We start from the raw sequence: 23,488 nt of genomic DNA on the forward strand, positions 1-23,488 counted from the left end.
CCCCGCGCCCGGGAAGCCCGTAAGCCCGTGCGCCCCTGCTCGGCCCCCCATACCCGCCCCGGCCCCCCGCACACGTCCCAGGACGTCCCTCGCACATCCCCCGACCTACGCCCGTACCCCGTGCCGCCACACCTCCGAGACCAGGGGCACGCCTGGCCGGTATGACAAGTGCACGTGGCTCGGCGCGTCGAGCAACGCGAGGTCCGCGTAGGCGCCGGGGACGATCCGGCCCACGTCGTCCCTCCGCAGCGCCCTCGCGCCCCCGGCCGTCGCCGACCAGAGCGCCTCGTCCGGCGTCATCCCCATGTCCCGTACGGCGAGAGCGATGCAGAACGGCATGGACGAGGTGAACGACGACCCCGGGTTGCAGTCCGTCGACAACGCCACGGTGACCCCGGCGTCGAGCAGCCGTCGCGCGTCGGGCCATTGCGCGCGAGTGGAGAACTCCGCACCGGGCAGCAGGGTCGCGACCGTGGTCCCGGCCGCGAGCGCGGCCACGTCCTCGTCGGTCAGCAGCGTGCAGTGGTCCGCGCTGGCGGCCCCCAGCTCCACCGCGAGCTGCACCCCGGGCCCGTAGGAGAGCTGATTGGCGTGCACCCGCGGTACGAGACCCTTGGCCATGCCCGCCGTGAGCACGGCCCGCGCCTGGTCCCCGTCGAAGGCGCCCTTCTCGCAGAACACGTCCACCCAGCGGGCGTACGGGGCGCAGGCGTCGAGCATCGGCCCGGTGACGAGGTCGACGTACGCGGCGGGATCGTCGGCGAAGTCGGGGGACACGATGTGTGCGCCGAGGAAGGTCACCTCATCGGTGTGCCGCGCGGCGATCCGCAGCGCCCGTGCCTCGTCGTCGACGGTCAGCCCGTACCCCGACTTGGTCTCGACCGTCGTCGTCCCCTGCCGCAGTGCCTCCCGCACATACCGAACGAGGTTCGCCTCCAGCTCCTCGTCACCGGCCGCCCGGGTCGCCGCGACCGTGGTCCGGATGCCTCCCGCCTGGTACGGGTGCCCCGACATACGCGCGTTGAACTCGGCGGTCCGGTCCCCGGCGAACACCAGGTGCGAGTGCGAGTCCACGAAACCGGGGATGAGGGCCCGCCCCTCGGCGTCGTGCATCAGGTCCGCGTCCGGAGCCCGGTCGGCGGGGCCGACCCACGCCACCCGGTCCCCCTCGACGACCACGGCCGCGTCCTGGATCAGCCCGAGAGGTGACCCGTCCCCGACCCCGGGGTCGTTGGTGACGAGGGAACCGATACGGGTGATGAGGGTGGTGGTGCTCATGGGGTCCTCTCCGGGCCCCTCCGGGTCCCTGGTCGCCGTACCGCCGACGATACAGATCACCCCCGCCGCCTCCCCGCCCCCATCTGCCGCCGTGTGGCCTACTTCCCTTGGCCACTGACCCAATGGTGGCCGGGGGTTGCGGGGCGGTGCCCGGCGGTTCGGCGGTGTCGGGTGCCGTGCCGGGGAGAGGACGGCGGCTGTCCTGATGGTGTCCGGTACTACTGGAGGGCGCTCGTTGTCCTCGCGGTGGCCGCGCCTCCCCGGTAGGCCGTCTGTCCCCTTGCTGGCCGCGTGTCCTCATGCTGACCGTTTGCCCTCTTGGTGGCCGCATGACCTGATGGTGACCGCTTGTCCTCCACGTGGCCGCGTGTCCTCATGCTGACCGCTTGTCCTCTACGCGGCCGCATGACCTGATGGTGGCCGCTTGTGTCCTGATGGTGGCCGCGTTCAGAGCAGTGAACGGCCCAGATCGGTGAGCGCGGTGGTCGTCCTGACCAGTAGGCCCGGCCCGAACGTGATCCTGGTGGCTCCGAGTTCGCCCAGCTCGCGGAAGCCGTTCCGTAGGACATCGGCGGGGCCGGCCGCCGACGCGACCATGTTCACAGGTCCCTTGACGCCGCCCGCCCGCATGACGGGCAAGGCCGCTGGTGGCGCGCCGATCGGGTAGACGCAGTCCGCACCGGCCGCCTCGTACAGCAGTGCGCGTTCGATCGCCGCTGCCACATCCGGCACGCCCCGGACGAAGGTGTCCACCCGGGCGTTGAGAAACAACCGGTCGCCCGCCGACGCGCGGATCTCGGCCAACCAGTCGGCATGCCGCCGGAGGTCCTTGAGGACCTTGCCGGGACCGGAGTCGTCCAGGTTGCAGCCGATGGCCCCGGTCTCCAGGAGCCGTTCGACGAGTTCGGCCGCCGGTAGCCCGTACCCGTCGTCGATGTCCGCCGACACGGGTACCCCGAGGGGCCGCACGGCCCTGACGATCCGGGCCACCGCCGCGAACATCTCGGCGGGCGGCGTACGGCCGTCCTCGTACCCGAGCGAGGCCGCGACCCCCGCGCCGGGCGTGGCCAGCGCCGGGAACCCGGCGGCCACGAAGGCCCGCGCGCTGGCCGCGTCCCACGGGCCGGGAAGGACCAGCGGGTCGTTGGGGGAGCGGCCGTGGTGCAGGGCGCGGAAGACATCCACGGGGCGGGGCCCGCCCCCGTTCGCGTTCCCCGCACCCGTGGTGTCATCCTCCGCCGCGTTGGCCGCGTTGGCCGCGTTGGCCGCGTTGGCCGCGTTGGCCGCGTTGGCCTGAGGTGTGGTGGGGTGCGTGTTGTCCGTCGCGTCCCCGCCCCAGGTCGGCTCCACGCGCCCGTGTGCGGTGCTGTTCGTCGGGCGGCCGGTCCCGCGACCGGTCGGGTGACTCTCCGCGCTGTCGGGTGTGCGCGCCATCCCCGTACCTCACAGTCCCTTGTACTGGCCGGGCGTGTAGTGGCCCGGGACCGCGCGGGTCGCGACCCCGAACCGGTTCCACGCGTTGATCACGGTGATCGCAGAGATGAGCTGCGCCAGTTCCGCCTCCGGGAAGTGCCCTGCGGCCTTCGCGAACACGTCATCGGGGACGAAGCCGTTCTGGAGAACCGTGATCGCCTCCGTGAGTTCCAGGGCGACGAGTTCCTTCTCCGTGTAGAAGTGCCGCGACTCCTGCCAGGCGCTCAGCTGGATGAGGCGCTCGGGCGTCTCCCCGGCCGCCAGAGCGTCCTTGCTGTGCATGTCGAGGCAGAGGGCGCACTGATTGAGCTGCGAGGCGCGGATCTTCACCAGCTCCAGCAGCACCGGGTCCAGCCCCTGCCGGGCGGCGACATCCAGCCGGACCATCGCCTTGTAGACATCGGGCGCGTGCTTGGCCCACTGGAGCCGCGCGGCCTCCTCATGGGCGTACTGCGGGTGCGGGGCGGCGGTGGGGTCGGCGGTCGGGGCGGTGGGGTTCGTCGTGCTCTGCGTCGTCGTCATACGGATGACTCTATGACCGGAGTGACCCAGGACTATGGTCCACTTGAGCGGTGGGATCATGGGCCACTTTCGGGATTCGGAGACTCGGGGATGGATGCGGGGATGGATACGCGAACCGGAGCGGGCCGGGCGAGGCGCCCCCGGACGGCCGCTGACGACAGTGAGAGGGCCGGCGACGACCCCACCACGGCGCGCGCGGGGCTCGGTATCGATCTGCATGTCGACCCCGCCGGTCCCGGCGGGGTGCGCAAGGGCCTGATGAACGCCCTGCGGGAAGCCGTCCGCGGCGGCCGTCTCCCGCCCGGGACCCGGCTGCCCTCCTCCCGCACCCTCGCCGTCGACCTCGGTATCGCCCGCAACACCGTCGCCGACGCGTACGCCGACCTCGTCGCCGAGGGCTGGCTCACCTCCCGGCAGGGCTCGGGCACCCGTGTCGCGGAGCGCGCCGTTCCCCTGCCCGAGCCTCCCGCACGCGGGCGCCGCGAACCGGGCGCGCCCGTGTACAGCCTGCGGCCCGGCACCCCCGACCTGTCCGCCTTCCCACGCGCGGAGTGGCTCAAGGCCGCCCGCCGCGCCCTGACCGACGCCCCCGACGAGGCCCTCGGCTACGACGACCCGCGCGGACGCCGCGAACTGCGCCAGGCTCTCGCCGAGTATCTGGCCCGTGCCCGGGGTGTACGCGCCGACCCCGAGCGGATCGTCGTCTGCTCGGGCTTCGCCCAGGGCCTGCTCGTCCTGGGGCGGACCCTGCGGCGGCTCGGTGTCCGTGACGTCGCCGTCGAGTCGTACGGACTCGACTTCCACCGGGGTCTGCTGCGGGACAGCGGACTCGGCACACCCGCCTTGCCGTGGGGCGCGCGGGGCTCGGACACCGAGGCGCTGGAGCTCCTCGCGCCGGGCGCGGTCCTGCTCACGCCGGGGCATCAGTTCCCGATGGGGGTGCCGCTGCACCCCGAGCGCCGGTCCGCCGCCGTCGACTGGGCGCGGCGCAACGGCGGACTGATCGTGGAGGACGACTACGACGGGGAGTTCCGCTACGACCGGCAGCCCGTCGGCGCGCTTCAGGACCTCGACCCGGAACGGGTCGTCTACCTCGGCACCGCCAGCAAGTCGCTCGCCCCCGGCCTGCGGTTGGGGTGGATGGTCCTGCCCCGCCGACTCGTCCCGGAGATCATGAGGGACAAGGGGCCCGGATGGGGATGCGGGGCGCTGGACCAGCTCACGCTCGCGGAGTTCATCACCTCGGGCGCGTACGACCGGCACATCCGCCTGATGCGCACGCGCTACCGTCGACGCCGTGACCAACTGGTCGCCGCCCTGGCCGAGCGTGCACCGCAGGTCAGGGCCACCGGTATCGCGGCCGGACTGCACGCCGTGCTCGAACTCCCTTCCGGAACGGAGCAGTCCGTCATCCGGGCCGCGAACTGGCAGGGCCTTTCGGTGCACGGCCTGGCGGAGTTCACCCGGCCGGACGCGATACTCACCGAGCGTCGGGACGCGCTGGTCGTGGGGTACGCAGCTCCGTCCGAGAGCGCGTGGCCGGGAACGTTGGACGCGTTGTGCAGGGCGCTGCCCTGAGCGGCGGACCTGAGCGGTGCCCAGCGGTGCCTGAGCGGGGTGGCCGTGAGCGGCGGCGCAGGATGGTGGCCCGGCGCGGGTGTCGGCCGACCGGCGGGCGCGGTCGGTCGATCCCCCCCGCCCGCCGGTACCCCTCGCCCACCCGACCTGCCCCCGGTCCCGTTCCGGCCAGACGGCCCGTTCTCGCGGGTACGCCCTGCGGCTGTACGGGGGGTGTGACCGGGATACGCGCCAAAGGGGCAACGGGGATGCTCTTGGAGCCCTGATCTGCTCGGATTTAACGTGAAGCGGCGTGAAGCGGCGTGTAGCGGGGTCGCGTTCGGCGACGTGCCGGGCGACCGAGTCGACGCCGGGGCGGGCGTATTTCTCCGGGAGCGGACGGACGCGTGGCGGGAGCGGGCCAGCAGCCGATCGTCGGGTCGCCTTCGATCCAGCCCTGGCCCAGCCCTGGCGCTGCCACCAGCCGATCGCCTCGCGGGCGCTGGACAGTTCACGGTTGACGGTGTCGGCGTCCATCTCGTCGGCCCGCGCCGCCGCCGGCTCGGCCAGGGCCTCCGGCAGCACCGGGTCGTCGATCGCTGTGACGGGGAAGACGGGCGGCTTCGCGCCCCGGCGGGCCGGACCGGTCGGCGCCGCCGCGCCGACGAACATCCATCCCCACGTCGTCAGCGAGATCCGGTAGATCCGTGCGGAGGGCTTCGCGATCCCGGCGCCGGTGAGGTAGCGCTCGACCGCCGCGGTGTACGTGGCCGGAGAGGCGGACAAGGGCACTACCCGGGCGCGCGGCACACGCAACGCGCCCCCGACCCCGAGTTCGGTCACTGGTTCGATCGCCACGCCCGCCCACCCCTCCGGAACTGCCGCAGTAAATGCGTACGCCTCGCCCCGGCGGCCGGAACGGCCCGCCGCAGGTCACGGTGATCGCGGTAGGGCTCCGCCGCAGTAAATCCGGCATCTACTGCGGTAGTTCTTCCAGCTCCCGCTGAGCGGCTGCGGTCAGCTGGGCGGCCAGATCCTTGAGCGCCTGTCGCAGTTCGTCGGGATGGTGGATGGTGAAGGGCCATTCCAGGGAGGCGAGCATGTGGGACATGCCGTCCAGCCGTTCTGCCCGTGCGTGCATCAGGACGCCGGTGGGCCGGGCGGTGAGGGTCACCGCTGAACGCGGCAGTCGGCGGGCGATCTCATCGAGGGGGCCGTGGATCGTCACCTCGACCTGCCAGCGGTAGGGCCCCTGGGCCAGGGTCGAGGTCAGGTGGGCCACGGGGTCGAAACCGACGGGTGCGGTGAAGCTGTCGGCTCGGGAGATGACGGAGGCGATGCGGTCGATGCGGAAGGTGCGCAGGCTGTCGCGGAGGTGGTCGTGGCCGATGACGTACCAGCGGCCGGTGTGGAAGACCACGCCGTAGGGGTCGATGTCGCGTTCGGTGTGTTCCTGGCGCCAGGACCGGTGGCTGATACCGACGGTCGTGCGGGCGCGGGAGGCATGGGCCAGTGCCAGCAGGACGCCGGTTCCGGGTGCCTGACCGATCACGGCGTTGGCGGTGAACGACAGGGTCTCCCGCATGGCGGCGAGCGGTTCACGCAGGGCGTGCGGAAGCACCCGCTCGATCTTGGCCAGGGCACCTGCACTGGCCGGCGCGGCCGTCCCCATGCCCAGACGTTCTGCCGCGAGCAGGCCAAGGACCACGGCGAGAGCCTCGTCGTTGGTGAGGACCAGAGGTGGCATGCGGTAGCCGCGGGCCAGTCGGTAGCCGCCGTGGCGGCCGCGTTCGGCCTCCACGGGGATGCCCAGTTCCCGCAGGTGGGCGATGTACCGGCGCACCGTGCGGACGTCGGTGTCCAGGCGGTCGGCCAGCTCTGCCCCGGTGAGCCGGGCGTTGGACTGGAGGAGTTCCAGCAGGGTCAGCACACGGGTCAGGGGATGCGACATGGATCCCTCGGCATTTCAGGGCGGATTCTGTCCTGTATCGACTCTACGCTCCCCGCAGCACCTAACTTCAGGGAGATCACATGGCCACCTTCGTACTCGTTCCCGGCGCCTGGCTCGGGGCATGGGCCTGGGAGGACACCGCCCGCGCTCTGCGCGAGCGCGGCCACACGGCGCTGCCGCTGACCCTGACGGGCCTGGCCGAGCGCGCGGACCAGGGTGGACCCGAGACGGACCTGGACACGCACATCGCGGACATCACGGGATTTGTCGAAGAGCACGGTCTGCGCGCCGTCACGCTGGTCGCCCACAGCTACGCGGCCGCCCCGGTCACCGGGGCAGCCGGACGTCTCGGCGACCGGCTGGAGCGCGTGATCTACGTGGACAGCGCCCCGTTCGCCGCAGGCATGTGCATGCTCGACCTCATGCCGCCGCAGTCAGCGGACCAGCTGCGCCAGCAGGTCGACGCTTCCGGCGACGGGTGGCGGCTACCGATGCCGCCCTTTGAGGTCCTGGGCTTGTCCAGCAGCCTCGACGGGCTCGATGAGGGCCGGCGGGACGCTCTGCGCACGCGTGCCACCCCTCAGCCGTTCGGCACTTTCACCCAGCGTCTCGCCGGCCCGGCCGAGCCCGGTCCCGGCGTGGACCGTGTCCTGATCGCCTGCCGTGACTTCACGGGGCTGCTGGATGCCGGGGTGCCGATGCTGGCCTACCTGAACCAGCCGCCGTGGTGGCGCTTCGACCTGCCCACCGGGCACTGGCCGATGCTGTCCGCGCCCGCCGAACTCGCCCGCCTCCTCGACAAGGCCGTCTCCTGACCGCGTCGGCCGAGAGGCACAGCCCGGTGCCTGACCAGGAGAGCATCCGCAGGCTGCGGGCCTGTGCGCAGGCCCTGGCCGGCGGAGCACGGGAGGACTCTGCCGAGACGGTCGTCCGACGGGTCTTCGCCATCCAGGCGCAGGACGCCACGGCCGCCGACCTGGGCATCCGGGTACGCGGCCGGGACATCACCGCCCAGGCCATCCGCGCGGCGTACGAGGACGAGCGGAGCATCGTCCGCAACTGGTACATGCGCGGCACCCTGCACACCATCCCCAGCGGCGATGCCCGCTGGGTGTCGCAGTTGCTGTCCCCGCGGATCCTTGCCGCGACCAGCCGCCGCTACCAGCAGCTGGGCCTGGACGACGATCTGCGCCGGCGCGCCGACCATCTCATCCGGCGTGCTCTCGCCGCGCACGGCGCACTCACCCGGGCCGAGCTGACCGAGCGCCTCACCACCCTCGGTGTTCCGCCGGACGGGCAGGCGCCGTTCTACCTGATCCGCCACGCGGCACTCACCGGCATCCTCTGCCATGGTCCGCAGCGCGCCGGTGAGGCCACGTATGTGCTGCTCGACGACTGGCTGCCCTCCACCGGGCGCTTTCGGTGGGAGGGCGACGACGCTCTCGCCGAGCTGGCCCGCCGGTACCTGGCCGCGCACGCCCCCGCTACCTTGGAGGACTTCGCCGCGTGGTCCGGACTGCCGATCACCTGGGCCCGCAGGGCCTGGAAAATGCTGGCGGAGTCCGGTGTGATCACCGAGTGCGACGCATTGACCATGCTCGCCGGGCGGGTGAAAGAACTCCCACGCTCGTCCGACACCCCGGACGTTCGCATGCTGCCCGCCTACGACAACTACCTGATCGGCTACCGCACCCGCGATGCGTCCGTGCCCGCTCTCCACCAGGCCCGCGTCTGGCCAGGAGGCGGCCTCATCCGCCCCACCGTCATCGCCGACGGCCTGGCCATCGCCACCTGGACCCGTGGCCCCGGCTCGCGCTCCATCCAGGTGGATGCGTTCGAACCTGTCCCGCCTCAGATCGAGCAGGGTATCGACAGGGGAAAGGCGGCCGTCGTCGGCTTTCTGCGGCCCACTACATAGGCCGACCCGCATCCCGATCCAAAAAGGGCGGCCGCATAGGCGAGAGCGTGGGGTCAAGCGGCCTGACCGAGGCCGGCGGCGGTCAGACCCCGCTCACGACCCCGCTCACGCAGCGGGGCGAAGTCGACGTCAAGCTTCGGGTCGTACGCTTCCGGCCGGATGCCGACTTCGTGGGTGCTGTACCCGCCGAACCGGTTGATGTGTTCGGTCAGATACGGCGAGATGTGCGCCAGGTCTTCCGGGTCGATCTCCCGTCCCCCCTCCAGCAGCTGGCGGACGATCTCCGCGATGTCCAGGGTGTTGTGGAAGATCACCGCGTTCCTGAGCAGGGCGTTGAACTTCATCGCCTTCTCCTGCTCTACGGGGTCGTTGTCCGCGATGACGCCGCGGTTGCCGAAGCCGACCCACTGGGAGAACCGGTTGAACGACTCGACCTTGTTGGTGGCTGCGGTCACCCGCCGCCGCAACGGCGCGTCGGAGAGGTAGCGCAGGAGCTGGACGGTGTGGATCACGCGGCCGACCTCGCGGAAGGCCGCGTAGGTGGCGTTCTTTCGCGACCCGGAACGCAGCCGCTAGAGCAGCGTGGAGCATCACGTAGGGCAGCACCGCAGGACCGACGCCGTTTCCCTCCGCACCGGACGACAGGGCGAGCAGCGCGAGCCCGGCGCACACCAGCGCGACCGCGCCCCACTCGCGTGCGCTCAGCCGAACCCCCAGCAGCCGGGACGCGACGACTGCTGTGACTGCGAGACTCGCCGCGCCCACCGCGTAGATCGGGATGGTCCGCAGCGCCACGACCTGGAGGACGAACCCCACCGAGTCGAGTCCGAGGCCCGCGATGTACCGCCACTCACGCAACGCCCGCAACAACAGTGCGGGATCGACGCCCGACCCGGTGGCGCCGCCCGCGCCGCCAGCGCCTGCAACACCGACGCCGTACCGAAGCACACGGCCGAAGCGAGCGCGCAAACCATTCCAAAAGACACATCGCGAATGTAGTTCAGCAACCTGCCCGCGACGGGTACGGGAATACGGCTGCCGAGTACAGGACTTGCTCGGCAACCGGACGAGACCGACCAAGCGTCCGAGTACGCGTGGGCCGTCCACTCACCTACATCACGGGGGAACACCATCATGGGGGAAACAGCGAGCACCGGCAGGTCCCGACGGCAGTTCCGGTCGGCCACGGTGGTGCTGGGCGGGATGGGGCTGCTGGCGGCCGCGCTGACAGGGTGCTCGTCCGAACCGGACAAGCGATGCGTCGACCGCGACAGCTACGAGTCGACCCGTGGCTACAAGGTCGTCAAGAAGTCCGCCTGCTCGGACAACACGGTCCGTACCAACGTGTCCTGGTACACCGGCGGCACCCAGAAGGACGGCTGGGTCCGTGAAGGTTCACTCGGACGCCCCTTGGTCTCGGGCGGATCATCATCCGGCGGATCTTCCCCCGACACCTCCACCGGCACCTCCGTGGGCACTTCCATCGGGGCGTCCACGGGTGGGTCCTCCGGCGGGACGGACAGCGACCTCAATTCCGGCGGGTCGACCGGTTCCACGAGCATCGGCAGCTCCACCGGGTCGGACGGTGTGGACCGGGGCGGATTCGGCAGCAGCACCAGTGGTGGCAGCTCGGGCGGCTGACCCACCCCGTCCGGCATCCGCCGTCCAGTCCGTGCCCCCGCTGCCTCGCCCGGCAGCCTGCGCCCCGTCCGCCACCAGCCACCTCGGGCGGCCCGGTCCGCTCCGCACTCCATCCGCCCTGGGTATCCGGGTCACCTCACCATCTCCCGGTCCAGCCCCGTCGACCCTTCACCGCGAGTCGCTAGGAAGCCCGCCATGGAACGCCGCAGCATCGCCCCGCGCCCCGACTGGCAACGGATCGTCGAGGAACAGGGCCTGATCTATCCGCTCACCCGCTATCCGGACAACTCCCTGCGCCCCTACTGGGACGAGTCCGCCTACTATTCCTTCTCCCTCGCCGAGGTCGAAGCCCTGGAGGAGGTGGTCGAGGAACTGCACCGTATGTGTCTCGCGGCCGCCGCCCATATCGTCGACACCGACCGCTTCGCCGACCTCGGTATCACCGACCCCCGACTCGCTTCCCTGGTGGCTGAGGCATGGCAACGCCGCGCTGAACTTCCCTCTCTCTACGGTCGCTTCGACCTTCACTACGACGGCACGGCTCCCGCGAAGATGCTGGAGTACAACGCCGACACCCCGACCTCCCTCGTCGAGGCGGCCAGTGCCCAGTGGTTCTGGATGGAGGACCGCTTCCCCGGCGCGGACCAGTGGAACTCCCTGCATGAACGACTCGTCGCCGCCTGGAAGGCTCAGGCCCCCCTCCTGCCACCGGGCCCACCCCTGTACTTCGCCCACTCCGCCGCCGATGAAGCCGGCGAGGACCTCATGACCGTCGCCTACCTCCGGGAGACCGCCCACCAGGCCGGACTCGCGACCGAGGCGATCTCCATGGAGGACATCGGCTGGGACAGCCTCTCCGGCCGCTTCGTGGACAAGCAACTACGGTTCATCCGGAGCTGTTTCAAGCTCTACCCCTGGGAGTGGCTCACCACCGACCGCTTCTCCTCCCATGCCCTGGACACCCTCGACAACGGTGGCGGCACCGGCACCACCCTCTGGATCGAACCCGCCTGGAAGATGCTCCTTTCCAACAAGGCCCTCCTGGCGATCCTCTGGGAGCTCTACCCCGACCACCCCAACCTCCTCCCCACCTATCTCGACGGCCCCCGCGAACTGGCCGCCACCTCGGGCTATGTCGCCAAACCTCTGCTGGGGCGGGAAGGCGCCGGAGTCACGATCCACGAACCGGGACAGCCGCCGGTCCTCCGCGACGAGCCCTGCTGCTACCAGGCCTTTGCCCCCCTGCCCGTTTTCGAGGGCAACCGGGTGGTTTTGGGGGCATGGGTCGTCGGCGACGAGTCGGCGGGCCTCGGCATCAGGGAGTCAGCAGGCCTGATCACCGACGAGTACGCCCGATTCATCCCCCACATCATTCCCTGACCGCCCTGACCGCCCTGACCGCCCTGACCTGCGGCGGCGCCGTCCGACGAGTGCCTGAGGCGACAGTCACGGTCCGTGCGTCCATCCACGCATTCATCCACACACCCATCCGCTCAGACTCCCGGCGGGCGGATCATGGCCCCCTCTTGGCCAGACCCGAGGGCATCCCGCCCACCGCTCGCCGCCAGGCCGCCGACCTTGTCCGGATCCGGAGCCGTCGACCACGCTTCGCCCTCCCCCGGCGCGTCCGGGAGCGTCGCCGCGCTTACCCCACCACTTCCCGCAGCCGCTCCAGCCCCCAGTCGAGATCCTCCTTGCTGATCACCAAGGGCGGAGCGATCCGGATGGTCGACCCATGGGTGTCCTTGACCAGCACGCCCTTGTCCACCAGCCGCTCGCTGATCTCCCGCCCCGTACCGCGCGTCGGGTCGATGTCCACCCCCGCCCACAAGCCCCGCCCCCGGACCTCGCGTACACCGCTGCCCGGCGAACCCGCCAGCAGCGCCAGCTCCCGATGCAGGTGTTCCCCCAGTTCCGTCGCCCGCTGCTGGTACTCACCCGTCCGCAGCATGTCGATGACTTCCAGCGCCACCGCGCAGGCCAGTGGATTTCCCCCGAACGTCGACCCGTGCTCACCCGGCCCGAAAACCCCGAGCACCGCCTCGCTCGACACCACTGCCGACACGGGCACCACACCGCCGCCCAGCGCCTTCCCCAGGACATACATGTCCGGCACCACGCCCTCGTGCTCGCACGCGAACGTCCGGCCCGTCCGCCCCAGGCCCGACTGGATCTCATCCGCGATGAACAGGATGTTCCGTTCCCGCGTCAGCTCCCGCACGGTGGCCAGATACCCCGACGGCGGGACCAGGACCCCGGCCTCTCCCTGGATCGGCTCGATGAGCACGGCGACCGTGTTCTCCGTCAGCGCGTTCCGCATCGCCGTCGCGTCCCCGTAAGGAACGATCTCGAAGCCCGGCGTGTACGGCCCGAAGTCCGCACGGGCCTCCGGGTCCGTCGAGAAGCTCACGATCGTCGTCGTCCGGCCGTGGAAGTTGCCCCCCGCCACGACGATCTTCGCCCTGTTGTCGGGCACCCCCTTGACCCGGTAGCCCCACTTCCGCGCTGTCTTCACCGCCGTCTCCACGGCCTCCGCGCCCGTGTTCATCGGCAGCACCATCTCCATCCCGCACAGCTCCGCCAACCGCGCGCAGAACTCCGCGAACCTGTCATGGTGGAACGCCCTGGACGTCAGCGTCACCCGCTCCAATTGCGCCTTCGCTGCGTCGATGAGCCGCCGATTCCCGTGGCCGAAGTTCAGCGCCGAGTACCCGGCGAGCATGTCGAGGTAGCGCCGGCCCTCGATGTCCGTCATCCAGGCGCCCTCCGCCGTGGCGACCACGACGGGCAACGGGTGGTAATTGTGAGCACTGTGCGCATCTGCCGACGCGATGACCTCTGCGGTCAGATTTTCGGTCCTGGACACGGGGTCTCCGTTCATCCTTCGGTGTGCGGGCGGGGTGACGCCCCTTCTTACCGCTTTCCTCTCGTCCACCGGACGTCTTTCTATCGTCGCTCGGAAGCGGGACGGTGAAACCTTCCCCGCTGACACTCGCCCCTCCCGCTAGGCTTGCCTCAGGCACGGCGACTGGCGAGCAGGGAACCAACCCTGGGGGAGCCCTGCCTGGCCGGGCACCACGCCCCGCCGCACGAGGTGTCGTCCGCCTGGGCACCCCGGGACCACGACCGGACTGCCCGCTCGCCCCGGAGGACACCATGTCGCTGCCCTTGTCCCATCCCGCGCTCCGCGCCGCGGACCCCGACCTCGCCGCTCTCGTCGCCGCGGAGGAACAACTTCAGGCCGACACCTTGCGGCTGATCCCCAGCGAGAACTACGTCTCCACCGCCGTCCTCGAAGCGAGCGGAACCGTCCTCCAGAACAAGTACAGCGAGGGCTACCCCGGCCGCCGCTACTACGAGGGTCAGCAGATCATCGACCAGGTCGAACGCCTGGCCGTCACGCGCGCCCGTTCCCTCTTCGGTGTCGACCACGCCAACGTCCAGCCCTACTCGGGTTCCCCGGCCAACCTTGCCGTGTACCTCGCCTTCGCCCAGCCCGGCGACCCCGTGATGGGCATGGCCCTGCCCATGGGAGGCCATCTCACCCACGGCTGGGGCGTCTCCGCCACCGGCAGCTGGTTCCGTGGCATCCAGTACGGCGTCCACCGCGACACCGGCCTCATCGACCTCGACCAGGTCCGCGACCTCGCCCTCAAGGAACGCCCCAAGCTGATCTTCTGCGGCGGAACCGCTCTGCCGCGGACCATCGACTTCGCCGCGTTCGCGGAGATCGCCCAGGAGGCCGGAGCCCTTCTCGTCGCCGATATCGCCCATATCGCCGGCCTCATCGCGGGTGGCGCGCACCCCTCACCCGTGCCCCACGCCGACATCATCTCGACGACCACGCATAAGACCCTCCGTGGTCCCCGTGGCGCGATGCTCATGGCCCGTGCGGAACACGCCAAGGCCATCGACAAGGCGATCTTCCCCGGCCTCCAGGGCGGGCCCCACAACCAGACCACCGCGGCCATCGCGGTCGCCCTCCACGAGGCGGCTCAGCCCTCCTTCCGTGACTACTCCCACGCCGTCGTCGCCAACGCCAAGTCCCTTGCGTCCGCGCTGCTGGGCCACGGCTACGACCTTGTCTCCGGCGGCACCGACAACCATCTGATCCTGATCGACCTCACCTCCAAGGATGTCCCCGGCAAGATCGCGGCCAAGGCCCTCGACCGCGCCGGGATCGTCGTGAACTACAACACCGTCCCCTACGACCCGCGGAAGCCCTTCGACCCCTCCGGTATCCGCATCGGAACCCCCTCCCTCACGTCCCGCGGTCTCACGCCGGACCAGATGCCCGCCGTGGCCGCATGGATCGACCGCGCCATCACCGCCTCACGAACCGGCGATGAACCCGCCCTCGCCAAGATCCGTGCCGAGGTCGCCGAGCTGATGGCCGCCCATCCGGCACCAGGTCTGCCCGCCGGCTGACCCCCTCGGGATGCGGCCGCTGACAGCCGGCCGCATCCCGCCTGGTCGCTCACACCGGCCTACGCGTCAGCCGCACGGCGCGGCTGACGCCGATCCGCGCAACTCGCGATCACAGGTCACGCAACTCCTGGCGGGGGCCTTCCTCACCGGGGCGTCGCCGGAAGAGCATCGCTTCAGGCATTCTGGAAGATGTCGAGGTGCGCAGCCGCGGGGCCAAGGGTCGCAGCAGCAAGGCCAGGAGTGCTCCTGCCACGAGCCCTGGCATGGCCCACCACCAGTTCTCCGTGAGACCCGGCCCGGCCGACGACACGGGGGCTATGTGTGTGCCGTCCTTGCCCGTAGCGGCGGATTCACCATTCGGGGCACCGCTGGTCAGTTCCTTCTGCGTGGCGGGGCTGTCCTCCACGGCCTCGGGATGCGTCCCACCCGTGGCATCTCTCGATAGAGGGCCCATCAACCCAAGGGACTTGAGCAACCTCAGGAGAGCCGCCGGGGACTCCGCCTTGTGCCAACGACTCTTCGTCGAGGGTGGATCTACAGTCATCTGTATCCACAGCCCCGTGCTGCCGGAATTCGGATAGATCTTGTCCAGCCGCCAGGGATGCTCGTCATGCGCCATCCAAGCGATGTTGATGTGACGTCGGTCATAAAGCTCTGCCCCGGCGTCCGGCTCCGCACGACCGGCCTCGGCCAGGTCGGGGAGCAGCAGCTCCAACTCTCGATACCTCTTGTCCAAGTGGTGGAGCGCTGTGGCCTCCGCGCTCCCGGGGGACACCAGCAGCACGCTGGTCGCCCCTCCCGCGACCGCTGGTGACGCCATGACCGAGCAGACCAGCACCAGTGCCGCAACCGCCGTCGCGACCAGGCCCCGTGCCCGTGCCCGTGCCCCAACAGGATGTATGCCGAGGCGGATTCCGTACGACCTCCGAACCTCTTCCATGCGATTCCTCCAGCCGCTCCCGGTGCGCCACGTCCGTACCGGTCACTTCTGGTACACCGCCCGGCGGGCTGAGGTTCCCACCATTCGGCGACGAGATCCGGAGCTCGGGATTCCGTGAACCAGGCTCACGGAACTGCGTGTTCGGTGCATGCGGTTCCCGGTGCCCAGGGAGGAGGAAGAGGCTGCTGGAACGCGTCGCCGATGTACTCACCTTGGCCGCCGCGCCGCATCTGGCCTCGACCGGCCTTGCCGCCGCGCCGGGCCGACCTTGCCTGGCTGCGGGTGAGATCTGTCCTCTGCGGCGGGTGCCGCTCCCTTTACTTCCGGGGCGCCACTGATTCGGCGATCCTCACCGCCTGATCCCGTGAAGCGACCCCTTCCAACCTGAGTGTCAGACGAGCCACGCTCTCCTGCCCGGAAGGACCCGAGGGACGGTCGGAGCGATCCGACTCCTGGTCCAGGGCCCACAGCAGAGTGGGCCCTGAAGTCCGCTCCGACCGGCTCCAGCTGGCTCCGGTGGCGTCCTCCATCCAGAAGGTCAGACGGTGCGGCTCCGAGAACCACAGAGCGGACTCCTTGTGCCCCCGGTCGGCTCCTCCACGGACCTCAAGCCAATCAGGGGTGTGGGTGACCGTCTTGGTGAATGCCGTGTCGAGCCGGGCGGGGAACTCGTCCAGTCGGATCGGGCTCCCGCCGTCGTCCCAGCACAGACTGATCAGGAAGCGGCCACCAGGCTCCGAGGTGACCTGGACACCGTCCGGCACACCCAGGGCCGCCGGGACCACCGGAGCAAATCCGGCGCGCTGCGCGGCGGTGCTCAGCGACATGGTCCCCTCGCAAGGGGGGACCTGCCCTTCCTGGGGCGGTCGTGCGGAGGGAACCTGCTGTATCCGCACACCACTGAACCCGAACCAGTCCCCGACCGTGGCCCGTACCGGCGGTGTCAGGACGGCAACCGTGAGCAGACCGCAGAAGGCGGCGCTGAACATCCTCCACCGCATCCGGAGCCAACGCCTCAGGCGCACCTTTCCCGGTGGTGGCTCCGCCACGAGTACCGGTGCCCCTTCCGCGAGGATCTGCGCCAGCACCCGCTCGACCATGGTCTCGGCCTGATCGGGGCCCGGCCGGTGGTACGACCTGCCCAGGTCCCGCAGCTCGTGCCGCAGATCCGGTCGGGACGCATGTCCGGCGTTGTCGCCCTCGTCGCGTCCGGTGCCTCGCTCACCCACGCCCGTCACCTCCTTCCCGTACGCAGCGCTCGGCCAGCCCCGGTGGCAGCAGATTGCCGAGCTTGCGCAGAGCACGGTTGAGCCGGGACTTGACCGTGCCCTTCGGCCAGCCGAGGGCCTGGGCCGTCTCGCCCTCGTCCATCTCCAGGAGATAGCGGTAGGTGACCACCATGCGATGGTCGTCGCTGAGCTGCTCCATGGCTTTGACCAGGGCTTTCTTCCGCTCTATCGCCAATGCCGCTATCGCTGGGTCCGACGATTCCGGTATCGGCGGCTGGGCCTCCAACAAGGCCGACTCGCCGTCGGCGACCAAGCGCCGACGAGCGGCCGAGCGCACTGTGTTCCTTGTCTCATTGGCGACGATGCTCAGCAGCCAAGGACGGAAAGCCGAACCGTCCCGGAACTGCCCCAAGGAGTAGAACGCTTTGAGGAACGCTTGCTGCACCATGTCCTCCGCGTCCGCTCCCGCACCGAGCGCCAGGGCCGCGCGCATCGCGATCGGCGTGTGGGCGCGCACGAGCTCGGCGTATGCCTCCGGCTCCCCGGATCGCACACGCGCGATCACCGCGCTCTCGTCGACGGCGATGCGGTCCCCCTCCCGCGTCGTCTTCACATTCTTGGTACACCGAAGGTGACCGATCGGTTCCCACTTCGCCGAAGATCGGCCGGGGAAGATCGGATGGCGAAGGTCTCGTGGATAGGTTCCCCAGCTGTCGTACACACCTGAGAGAATGCTGGGCATGGCTTCAGACCGTCCTCGCGTGCTCTCTGGAATCCAGCCCACCGCGGGCTCGTTCCACCTCGGCAACTACCTCGGCGCCGTCCGCCAGTGGGTGGCCCTCCAGGAGTCCCACGACGCGTTCTACATGGTGGTCGACCTGCACGCGATCACGATTCCGCAGGAGCCGAAGGATCTGCGCGCCAACACCCGGCTGGCCGTGGCGCAGCTGCTCGCCGCCGGGCTCGACCCCGAGCGCTGCACGCTCTTCGTCCAGAGCCATGTGCCCGAGCACGCGCAGCTGGCCTGGATCATGAACTGCCTCACCGGCTTCGGCGAGGCGTCGCGCATGACCCAGTTCAAGGACAAGTCCGCCAAGCAGGGTGCCGACCGCGCAAGTGTCGGACTCTTCACCTACCCGATCCTCCAGGTCGCGGACATCCTGCTCTACCAGGCCAACCAGGTTCCCGTCGGCGAGGACCAGCGGCAGCACATCGAGCTGACACGTGATCTCGCCGAGCGCTTCAACAACCGCTTCGGTGGGACCTTCACCGTCCCGACGCCCTACATCCTCAAAGAGACCGCGAAGATCTACGATCTCCAGGACCCGGCGATCAAGATGAGCAAGTCGGCGTCGACGCCGAAGGGGCTCGTGAATCTCCTCGACGATCCCAAGGCGACGGCCAAGAAGCTCAAGAGCGCGGTCACGGACACGGACACGGTCATCCGCTACGACGCCGTGGCCAAGCCCGGCATCAGCAACCTGCTGACGATCCACTCGACCCTGACCGGTGAGAGCATCGCGGAGCTGGAGCAGCGGTACGAGGGCAAGGGCTACGGCGCGTTGAAGACGGACCTCGCCGAGATCATGGTCGGGTTCGTGACCCCCTTCCGAGAGCGCACCCAGGGGTACCTGGACGACCCGGAGACGCTGGACTCGATCCTGGCCAAGGGGGCGGAGAAGGCCCGCGCCGTCGCGGCGGAGACCCTGTCGCACGCGTACGAAAAGGTGGGGTTCCTTCCCGCCAAACACTGAGTACCGGCCCGGACCTGCGGTGATGTTCCGCCGCTCGCAGGGAGTCGTACAGTCGTATCCGGTATCGGATCGCATCAGTGACCAGCCATGCCCATCCACGACGACGGGAGACTGACGTGGGGACCGTAACGATCGGTGTGTCGATCGCGGTCCCGGAGCCACATGGCAGCCTGCTCCAGGAGCGGCGCGCGGGCTTCGGTGACCCCGCGGCGCACGGCATTCCCACCCACGTCACCTTGCTCCCGCCGACCGAGGTCGATGCCGCGGCGCTGGCCTCGATCGAGGTGCATCTCAGGGAGGTGGCATGCGCCGCGCGCCCCTTCCCGATGAGGCTCTCCGGGACGGGTACCTTCCGGCCGCTGTCACCCGTCGTCTTCGTGCAGATCGTCGAGGGTGCCGCTGCTTGCGCCTGGCTCCAGAAGCGGGTGCGTGACTCGTCCGGGCCCCTCGCGCGTGAGCTCCAGTTCCCGTACCACCCGCATGTCACCATCGCGCACGGCATCGACGAGGCGGCCATGGACCGGGCGTACGAGGAGCTGGCCTCCTACGAGGCCGAGTGGCCCGTCACCGACTTCTCCCTGTACGAGCAGGGCGCAGACCAGGTGTGGCGCAAGATCCGGGACTTCGCGTTCGGCGGTCCCACCGTGCCGCAGCAGGTCACGGCCCCCGCCGAACGCGGAACGCTCCCGGCTCGCTGACAGCCGACCCGCGCGCGGGTCGGCATTGTTCACAACTGCTGGTCGCGGACCTGGGCAGCGGTCCCTTGCGGGGTTCGGTGGATCACCAGGGGAGACGGCGGAAGACCGCGCGCGGAGTGTGCCGCAGCGCCGACATCACCACCCGCAGTGCGCCGGGTACCCACACCGTCTCCGAACGCCGCCGCAGCCCGGCCTCGATCGCTGTCGCCACTGCTTCCGGCGTCGTGGACAAGGTGATCCTCTGCGGAGCGATGCTCTTCTTCGTCCGCACGAATCCAGGACGCACGACCATGACGTGCACACCGGTGCCGTGCAGCGCGTCGCCGAGGCCCTGTGCGAAGGTGTCCAGACCGGCTTTGCTGGAGCCGTAGATGAAGTCACTTCTACGGGCCCGTTCGCCCGCGACGGAGGACAGGACGGCCAGGGTGCCGTGGCCCTGATTCTGGAGTGCCTGGGCGCATACGAGCCCCGCTGACACCGCGCCGATGTAGTTCGTCCGGGCGACGTTGACCGCGGCCACCGGGTCGCTCTCGTCGTGTGCCTGGTCCCCGGGCACACCGAACGCCATCAGCACCATGTCGATGCTGCCCTCGGCGAAGACCTTGCCGAGGGCAGCATCGTGCGTTCCGGGTTCGAGCGCGTCGAACGTCACCGTGCGCACGTCCGGCCCCAGCGCGCGCAGCTGGTCGGCGGCGGACTCCAACCCGGGTGACGGGCGCCCCGCCAGCCATACGGTCCGGGTGCTGCGGGCCACCAGTCGGCGCGCTGTGGCGAGCGCGATCTCGGAAGTACCACCGAGGACGAGCAGGGAATTGGGGAGGCCGAAGGCGTCCTTCATGGGAACCACACTCCGATGCGGGGGGCAGAGGCTGAACGGGAGCCGGGGCGGGCGAGCGGAAGTCGGGCGGCGGAGGCCGGACGGGGGAGGGGGAGGGGAAGCGGAGGCCGGACGGTGGGAGGGAGCGGAACGGGCCGGTCGGGGCACGGGAGATCGGGACGTCGGTCCGGGAGCGGAGCGGGGCCTCGGGGTCCGGCCGGCGGTGGGGCGGGTCGGGTCGGCCGGATTGGCCCGGTCCGGGCCGACTCGGCTCGGCGAAGAAAGCAGGGCCTTGGCGGGAACCGATCCAGGGCGGTCGGTGTACCAGAAGTGAAGGTCGGGACGCCGTCGACTGCGGGTCAAGGAGATCGAAATGGCTGGTCGTAGGGGGAGTTGGCTGTGGGTGGGCGGTCGGTGGACCGATCGGCGTCGCGCCGGCGGCGACGGCCGGTCCGCCGGGGTGCCCGGCCGCCCCGGGGCTCGGGGTGAACGGACGATCGCGCACAGCGGAGCGGCAATTCGACGGTCAGGCGAGCTCGGGTACGCGGGTGCGGGTGCGCGGTTCTCCATAAGAGGGGACCGGCTGGCCAGGGTTGGCGCCGGGGCGACGAGCGGTCGCGCGGACGGCTGTCAGACGGTGGCGCACGCGAGCAGATGGCACGCGAGCAGAAGGCGCGCGGATACGGGCAGGCGGCGCTGGTTCCGGGGGTGTCCTGATGAGTGGCGCGGACGTGCGGTCATGGGCGGTTCCGGCCGGACATGAGTCGACGGGCATGAGGGCGACCGTATCGGTATCGATTGGACGTATTGCGCAAATTTTGAGGGATGATCACTGAAATGGGGGATTGGGGGAGTGTCATCCAATCAGGTTGCTTCGTTTGGATGTTGCGTAGGGGCGACAGATACGGATCGAAGCTGGGGGACCTGTGCACGAGTTGGATCAGCGCTTGCTGACGGCGCTGCGTGATTGCGGACAGTTTCCAAGGGTGTTGGCGACCGCGCGGTTGCTCTCGTGGAGTGGAGAACACGGTGCGATGTGGCTCGCCGCCGGATTGGTGGGCGCCGCTGTGGACGAGGAGCGGAAGACCGCGTGGTTGCGAGGGACGGCGGTGACGTTCGGAGCGCATGCGGTGAGCATGGGGATCAAGCTCGTGGTGCGTAGGCCACGGCCGGGTGAGGCGGCACCGTTGGTGTGGACGTCGGGGCGGCACTCCTTCCCCAGTTCGCACGCCACGGCTGCGGCTGCGGCAGCGGTGGCTTTCGGGGCATTGTCACCTACCGGGGCGCTCGTCCTGCCACCCTTGGCGGCGGCGATGTGCGTGTCGCGCATGGTGGTGGGGGTCCACTATCCGACGGATGTGGTGGCCGGCGCTGCTCTGGGGGCGATCACGGCGAAGTTGGGGGCGCCGTGGATGTTCAGGGCCTTGGCGGCGGCCGGGCCTGTTTCGACGGCGTTCACGGCAGGGCGGATCTCGGCCGCGCTGGCGGCTGTTTCGGGTGGCCGGGCCGCGGCTGTTTCGCAGGCCGGGGCGACGGTCGCCGAGCGGGCGGGGCGATTGGTGTCACGAGTCCAGGAAGCCGCACGGACCTCGACGGTGATGACCACTCCTGCGGCCGCTGGGGACCGATGGCAGGGCCCCGGGCCTTCCGTCGGCGTGGGGACGGGGCTGTGGGAGGGCCGTGACGCGACGGGGGACGAGGCGAGGACTTGGTTGCCGACTCCCCGGCCGGTCGCGCGAGTCGTCCCCCGGCATGCCGGGCGGCATGCTCCCCGGTCCGGTGCGCGGCATGTTCCTCGGCCTGTGCTGCCGCTCGTCCCCCGGCCGGTCGTGGGGCCCGTGCTGAGGCCCGTGCTCGGAATGCTGCTCGGTCAGATGGGCGGCTCGGTGCTCGGGCCTGGTGGGACGGCAGGGTCGGGGACCGAGAGCGGTCCCGTTGCTGAGCGATGGGCCGGCGGTGTGTCCGGGGTGCCGCGATCCGGCAGCGGCACGGCGGAGCGGCTGTGAGGTAGGGCGCCGGAGCCCCGGTGCTTATGGGTGAGTGCCGGGCGGCTGTCAGTGGAGCCGCCCGGCCGTGGGAGAAGTGGGTGGACAGCAGGTGGGGTGCCGGGATCGTGGGGTATGCGGACCTGTGTGTTCCGGACAGTGGCGGAGAGCGGTACGGGTGACGTGATGGGGCTACGGGAGCAGCGGCGGCCCGTGGACGGGCGTCGGACGACGGCAGGAGGAGGTGGCAGGTCATGGACTGGCTGAAGAAGATCCCCGGGATCGGTCCGTATATCGGGCGGCTGATGGACACACACGGTTGGCGCGCCTACGAGCGGCTTGAGGACGTGAAGTGGACGCAGCTCGCGGCGGCGATGACGTTCCTGAGCTTCCTCGCGCTGTTCCCGTTGATCACGGTGGCGGCGGCAGTGGCAGCGGCGACCCTGGACACTCAGGGACAGAAGAAGCTGGAGGAGAAGCTCTCCGAGCAGGTGCCCGGTATCTCCGATCAGCTCGACATCAGCAGCCTGGTGGCCAACGCGGGCACCGTCGGACTGGTCGCGGGCGCGCTGCTGCTGTTCACGGGCATCGGGTGGGTCGGGTCGATGCGGGACTGCCTGCGGGCGGTGTGGAAGTTGCCCGACATCGAGGAGAACCCGGTTCTGCGCAAGGTCAAGGACGCGGTAGTGCTGGGCGGACTCGGTGGGGCGGGGCTGGTGTCCCTAGCCGCGTCGGCGCTCGCGTCGTCGGCGGTCGGCTGGGGGGCCCGGCTGCTCGGAGTGGACGACACGGGTTCGAGCGGGGCGCTGTTGCAGGTCATCGCGTTCACGGTGGCCGTGCTGGCGGACTTCCTGGTCCTGCTGTACGTACTGACCCTGTTGCCGGGAGTGCAGCCCGCGAGGCGGGACCTGGTGATCGCGGGGTTGATGGGAGCGGCTGGGTTCGAGCTGCTGAAGCTGCTGATCGGCAGCTACATCAGGGACATCGCGGGGCGCAGTATGTACGGCGCCTTCGGGGTTCCGGTGGCGCTGATGTTGTGGATCAACTTCACGGCGAAGCTGCTGTTGTACTGCGCCTCATGGACCGCTACCCGACGCCAGTCGACACCGTCCGAGGCGGAGAGACCCGGGGCCGGCAAGGGGCCCGACGACGGAGAGCCTGACGGGGCGGAGCCCACCGGGCACGGGAACGGCGGGGCGGCGGGTGCCGGGAGGGACGCACGGCCGAGCGGTGCCTAGGAGAGCGCCCCACCTACGGCTGGGAGCGGCGGCGGGCCCATGTGAGGCCGGACGCCACC

General features: G+C 70.2%; 20 protein-coding genes and 2 pseudogenes. 11 read left to right on the forward strand and 11 right to left on the reverse strand.

Annotated features, from left to right (window positions below):
• Positions 1-105: 105 nt before the first annotated feature.
• From hutI to AB852_RS05170, 3 genes are all read right to left on the reverse strand, one after another.
• Positions 106-1,278, reverse strand: a complete 1,173-nt coding sequence (gene hutI / locus AB852_RS05160; RefSeq protein WP_073785464.1) for an imidazolonepropionase — start codon at positions 1,276-1,278, stop codon at positions 106-108.
• A 447-nt stretch (positions 1,279-1,725) separates the two neighbouring features.
• Entirely contained in the window at positions 1,726-2,463 is a 738-nt protein-coding gene (locus tag AB852_RS05165) for an isocitrate lyase/PEP mutase family protein (RefSeq protein ID WP_073785466.1), read from the reverse strand.
• Positions 2,464-2,721: 258 nt separating this feature from the next.
• Entirely contained in the window at positions 2,722-3,273 is a 552-nt protein-coding gene (locus AB852_RS05170) for a carboxymuconolactone decarboxylase family protein (protein WP_073783946.1), read from the reverse strand.
• A gap of 102 nt (positions 3,274-3,375) precedes the next feature.
• Between AB852_RS05170 and pdxR the strand changes: the two genes are divergently transcribed.
• Positions 3,376-4,851 (forward strand): MocR-like pyridoxine biosynthesis transcription factor PdxR, encoded by a 1,476-nt coding sequence (gene pdxR / locus AB852_RS05175; protein WP_079184303.1) that lies wholly within the window; start codon positions 3,376-3,378, stop codon positions 4,849-4,851.
• Positions 4,852-5,347: 496 nt separating this feature from the next.
• The gene (locus AB852_RS05180) at positions 5,348-5,533 is read left to right on the forward strand and encodes a hypothetical protein (RefSeq protein WP_073783948.1); all 186 of its coding nucleotides are present in this window, start codon (positions 5,348-5,350) and stop codon (positions 5,531-5,533) included.
• 273 nt (positions 5,534-5,806) lie between these two features.
• Here the strand turns inward: AB852_RS05180 and AB852_RS05185 are convergent, their stop codons facing one another.
• Complete coding sequence (locus AB852_RS05185) at positions 5,807-6,781, reverse strand: helix-turn-helix transcriptional regulator (RefSeq protein WP_073783950.1); 975 nt, start codon at positions 6,779-6,781, stop codon at positions 5,807-5,809.
• A gap of 80 nt (positions 6,782-6,861) precedes the next feature.
• Between AB852_RS05185 and AB852_RS05190 the strand changes: the two genes are divergently transcribed.
• Positions 6,862-7,596: an alpha/beta fold hydrolase gene (locus AB852_RS05190; protein ID WP_073783952.1), complete on the forward strand. Its 735-nt coding sequence runs from the start codon at positions 6,862-6,864 to the stop codon at positions 7,594-7,596.
• Positions 7,597-7,622: 26 nt separating this feature from the next.
• Complete coding sequence (locus AB852_RS05195; protein WP_073783954.1) at positions 7,623-8,699, forward strand: winged helix DNA-binding domain-containing protein; 1,077 nt, start codon at positions 7,623-7,625, stop codon at positions 8,697-8,699.
• 53 nt (positions 8,700-8,752) lie between these two features.
• Here AB852_RS05195 and AB852_RS05200 read toward each other — a convergent pair whose 3' ends face one another.
• The gene (locus AB852_RS05200; protein ID WP_073783956.1) at positions 8,753-9,211 is read right to left on the reverse strand and encodes a Tn3 family transposase; all 459 of its coding nucleotides are present in this window, start codon (positions 9,209-9,211) and stop codon (positions 8,753-8,755) included.
• Between the two features lie 61 nt (positions 9,212-9,272).
• Positions 9,273-9,673, reverse strand: a pseudogene (locus tag AB852_RS40520) (hypothetical protein); the annotation flags it as partial.
• 160 nt (positions 9,674-9,833) lie between these two features.
• Here AB852_RS40520 and AB852_RS05210 point away from each other — a divergent pair.
• Both AB852_RS05210 and AB852_RS05215 read left to right on the forward strand, forming a co-directional pair.
• Positions 9,834-10,340, forward strand: coding sequence for a hypothetical protein (locus tag AB852_RS05210; RefSeq protein ID WP_073783958.1), 507 nt, complete (start codon positions 9,834-9,836; stop codon positions 10,338-10,340).
• A 195-nt stretch (positions 10,341-10,535) separates the two neighbouring features.
• Entirely contained in the window at positions 10,536-11,720 is a 1,185-nt protein-coding gene (locus AB852_RS05215; protein WP_073783961.1) for a glutathionylspermidine synthase family protein, read from the forward strand.
• Between the two features lie 265 nt (positions 11,721-11,985).
• Here the strand turns inward: AB852_RS05215 and rocD are convergent, their stop codons facing one another.
• A complete protein-coding gene (gene rocD, locus AB852_RS05220) occupies positions 11,986-13,221 on the reverse strand; it encodes an ornithine--oxo-acid transaminase (protein ID WP_099285143.1) in 1,236 nt (411 codons plus the stop codon).
• A gap of 275 nt (positions 13,222-13,496) precedes the next feature.
• Here rocD and AB852_RS05225 point away from each other — a divergent pair, with 275 nt between their 5' ends.
• On the forward strand, positions 13,497-14,768 hold the full coding sequence (locus tag AB852_RS05225; RefSeq protein ID WP_073783965.1) for a serine hydroxymethyltransferase: 1,272 nt from the start codon (positions 13,497-13,499) through the stop codon (positions 14,766-14,768).
• 109 nt (positions 14,769-14,877) lie between these two features.
• On the opposite strand, the gene AB852_RS05230 is transcribed toward AB852_RS05225, so the two are convergent.
• From AB852_RS05230 to AB852_RS05240, 3 genes are all read right to left on the reverse strand, one after another.
• On the reverse strand, positions 14,878-15,483 hold the full coding sequence (locus AB852_RS05230) for a hypothetical protein (protein WP_143201179.1): 606 nt from the start codon (positions 15,481-15,483) through the stop codon (positions 14,878-14,880).
• A 542-nt stretch (positions 15,484-16,025) separates the two neighbouring features.
• Positions 16,026-16,937, reverse strand: a complete 912-nt coding sequence (locus AB852_RS05235) for a hypothetical protein (RefSeq protein ID WP_245876608.1) — start codon at positions 16,935-16,937, stop codon at positions 16,026-16,028.
• Complete coding sequence (locus AB852_RS05240; protein ID WP_073783969.1) at positions 16,930-17,550, reverse strand: RNA polymerase sigma factor; 621 nt, start codon at positions 17,548-17,550, stop codon at positions 16,930-16,932. The genes AB852_RS05235 and AB852_RS05240 overlap by 8 nt, the downstream gene beginning before the upstream one ends.
• 127 nt (positions 17,551-17,677) lie before the next feature.
• Between AB852_RS05240 and trpS the strand changes: the two genes are divergently transcribed.
• Both trpS and AB852_RS05250 read left to right on the forward strand, forming a co-directional pair.
• On the forward strand, positions 17,678-18,691 hold the full coding sequence (trpS, locus tag AB852_RS05245) for a tryptophan--tRNA ligase (protein WP_073785472.1): 1,014 nt from the start codon (positions 17,678-17,680) through the stop codon (positions 18,689-18,691).
• A 116-nt stretch (positions 18,692-18,807) separates the two neighbouring features.
• Positions 18,808-19,389 carry a 2'-5' RNA ligase family protein gene (locus AB852_RS05250; protein ID WP_073783971.1) on the forward strand — a complete coding sequence of 194 codons (582 nt, stop codon included), beginning with the start codon at positions 18,808-18,810 and terminating at the stop codon, positions 19,387-19,389.
• A gap of 82 nt (positions 19,390-19,471) precedes the next feature.
• On the opposite strand, the gene dprE2 is transcribed toward AB852_RS05250, so the two are convergent.
• Positions 19,472-20,227, reverse strand: a complete 756-nt coding sequence (dprE2, locus tag AB852_RS05255) for a decaprenylphospho-beta-D-erythro-pentofuranosid-2-ulose 2-reductase (protein WP_073783973.1) — start codon at positions 20,225-20,227, stop codon at positions 19,472-19,474.
• A 905-nt stretch (positions 20,228-21,132) separates the two neighbouring features.
• Between dprE2 and AB852_RS40525 the strand changes: the two are divergent.
• Together AB852_RS40525 and AB852_RS05265 are read left to right on the forward strand one after the other, a co-directional pair.
• A pseudogene (locus AB852_RS40525) lies at positions 21,133-21,621 on the forward strand (phosphatase PAP2 family protein); the annotation flags it as partial.
• An 824-nt stretch (positions 21,622-22,445) separates the two neighbouring features.
• Positions 22,446-23,429, forward strand: a complete 984-nt coding sequence (locus AB852_RS05265; protein WP_073783975.1) for a YihY/virulence factor BrkB family protein — start codon at positions 22,446-22,448, stop codon at positions 23,427-23,429.
• Positions 23,430-23,488: the final 59 nt, after the last annotated feature.

The sequence above is a fragment of the Streptomyces uncialis genome (genome assembly GCF_001905345.1).
Lineage (GTDB): Bacteria > Actinomycetota > Actinomycetes > Streptomycetales > Streptomycetaceae > Streptomyces > Streptomyces uncialis.